General features: G+C 49.1%; 1 protein-coding gene. It reads left to right on the top strand.

Annotated elements, in window-relative coordinates; all coding sequences use genetic code 11:
* The coding region (locus C3418_RS23740) for an ISAs1-like element ISAs1 family transposase (RefSeq protein ID WP_103859391.1) at positions 1-826 on the top strand (826 nt) is incomplete at its 5' end.
* Positions 827-854: the final 28 nt, after the last annotated feature.

Genomic DNA, 854 nt, shown 5'->3' with positions numbered 1-854 from the left:
CAATGAACAGCGCACTCATCAGGGCAAACCCATCATTGCCTTTGATGGCAAGGTGTTACGCGGCTCCTTTCGGGGAAATGCCAAGGATGCGCTTCAGTTGGTCACGGCTTACGATACCGAAAATGGGCTGGTGTTAAGCCAGAAAGCAACCCCTAACAAGAAGGGGGAAATCGAAACCGTCAAAGATATGCTGGACATTCTTGAGCTAAAAGGAGCCGTTGTCACACTTGATGCGTTGCATTGTCAGCGTGAGACACTGGAGAAAATCAGCGAGAAGAAGGCTCATGTAGTGGTACAGGTCAAGAATAATCAACCGAAGCTGTATCAAGCGGTTCAATCGCAATTCCAGTCACTGTTTGACGCCCAGAAAGAGAAGATTGTCGTCGAGCACAAAGAGAGTGGACATGGCCGCCAGGAAGAGCGTTATGTGTTTCAATTAAAAGCCAAATTACCGCCAGAGTTGACGGAGAAATGGCCGACAATCCGCAGCATCATTGCCGTTGAGCGTCACCGCAGCGCCAACGGAAAAGGAACGGTAGATACCTCTTACTATGTCAGCTCGTTATCCCCCAAGCACAAGCTGCTAGGGCACTATATACGGCAGCACTGGCGGATAGAGAACAGCCAGCATTACATTCTTGATGTGGTGTTCAACGAGGATGCTTCCAGGATAGCGATGGAGGATGCGGTCGAGAATATGGCGCTATTCCGGCGGTTCGTATTGAATATCGTAAAACAGAGCAATTGTGGTGCTCGAAGTCAGAGAAACAAGCTAAAAAGAGCCGGCTGGAATGACGACTATCGGGCTCAGTTATTCTTTGGTTAAAATATCAACAAAGTGTGCTCCCGCCCTG

Origin of the sequence: Aeromonas sp. ASNIH8 (assembly GCF_002919855.1) — a bacterium.
Lineage (GTDB): Bacteria > Pseudomonadota > Gammaproteobacteria > Enterobacterales > Aeromonadaceae > Aeromonas > Aeromonas caviae.
This window is presented reverse-complemented; position numbering and strand designations above follow the sequence as displayed.